The 1,711-nt window shown below is 53.4% G+C and carries 1 rRNA gene; it reads left to right on the top strand.

Annotation, left to right across the window (positions count from 1 at the left end):
• Nucleotides 1-139: 139 nt before the first annotated feature.
• A 16S ribosomal RNA gene (locus KUV81_RS19625) occupies nt 140-1,691 on the top strand.
• The last annotated feature ends 20 nt before the right edge of the window (nt 1,692-1,711 follow it).

The following is a 1,711-nucleotide window of genomic DNA, read 5'->3' as shown; positions in this document are numbered from 1 at the left end:
CGCTCTTTAACAATTAGTCAGACAATCTGTGTGGGCACTCACGCGGGATTGAGATTTCATCATTTATCTCAATGCTAACTGAGTGACACCAAGTTAATTCAGTATTCATTGAGTAGGTCTTCGGACCATCAAAATCTTTTAATTGAAGAGTTTGATCATGGCTCAGATTGAACGCTGGCGGCAGGCCTAACACATGCAAGTCGAGCGGCAGCGACAACATTGACCCTTCGGGTGATTTGTTGGGCGGCGAGCGGCGGACGGGTGAGTAATGCTTAGGAATTTGCCCAGTCGAGGGGGACAACAGTTGGAAACGACTGCTAATACCGCATACGCCCTACGGGGGAAAGCAGGGGCTCTTCGGACCTTGCGCGATTGGATAAGCCTAAGTGAGATTAGCTAGTTGGTGGGGTAAAGGCTCACCAAGGCGACGATCTCTAGCTGGTTTGAGAGGATGATCAGCCACACTGGGACTGAGACACGGCCCAGACTCCTACGGGAGGCAGCAGTGGGGAATATTGCACAATGGGCGCAAGCCTGATGCAGCCATGCCGCGTGTGTGAAGAAGGCCTTCGGGTTGTAAAGCACTTTCAGCGAGGAGGAAAGGTTGACGGTTAATACCCGTCAGCTGTGACGTTACTCGCAGAAGAAGCACCGGCTAACTCCGTGCCAGCAGCCGCGGTAATACGGAGGGTGCGAGCGTTAATCGGAATTACTGGGCGTAAAGCGCATGCAGGCGGCCAAGTCAGTCAGATGTGAAAGCCCCGGGCTCAACCTGGGAATTGCATTTGATACTGCTTGGCTAGAGTCCTTGAGAGGGGGGTAGAATTTCAGGTGTAGCGGTGAAATGCGTAGAGATCTGAAGGAATACCAGTGGCGAAGGCGGCCCCCTGGCAAGAGACTGACGCTCAGATGCGAAAGCGTGGGGAGCAAACAGGATTAGATACCCTGGTAGTCCACGCCGTAAACGATGTCTATTAGGAGTCTGTGGCCTTGAGCTGTGGGTTCCAAAGCTAACGCATTAAATAGACCGCCTGGGGAGTACGGCCGCAAGGTTAAAACTCAAATGAATTGACGGGGGCCCGCACAAGCGGTGGAGCATGTGGTTTAATTCGATGCAACGCGAAGAACCTTACCTACCCTTGACATCCAGAGAACTTACCAGAGATGGTTTGGTGCCTTCGGGAACTCTGAGACAGGTGCTGCATGGCTGTCGTCAGCTCGTGTTGTGAAATGTTGGGTTAAGTCCCGCAACGAGCGCAACCCTTGTCCTATGTTGCCAGCGGTTCGGCCGGGAACTCATGGGAGACTGCCGGTGATAAACCGGAGGAAGGTGGGGACGACGTCAAGTCATCATGGCCCTTACGGGTAGGGCTACACACGTGCTACAATGGTCAGTACAAAGGGTTGCCAACTAGCGATAGTGAGCCAATCCCATAAAGCTGGTCGTAGTCCGGATCGGAGTCTGCAACTCGACTCCGTGAAGTCGGAATCGCTAGTAATCGTGGATCAGAATGCCACGGTGAATACGTTCCCGGGCCTTGTACACACCGCCCGTCACACCATGGGAGTGGGCTGCAAAAGAAGTGGGTAGTTTAACCTTCGGGAGGACGCTCACCACTTTGTGGTTCATGACTGGGGTGAAGTCGTAACAAGGTAGCCCTAGGGGAACCTGGGGCTGGATCACCTCCTTAACGACATGAATTCTTGCCCG

Origin of the sequence: Ferrimonas balearica, assembly GCF_019802085.1 — a bacterium.
In the GTDB taxonomy this organism is placed as follows: Bacteria; Pseudomonadota; Gammaproteobacteria; order Enterobacterales; family Shewanellaceae; genus Ferrimonas; species Ferrimonas balearica_B.
This window is presented reverse-complemented; position numbering and strand designations above follow the sequence as displayed.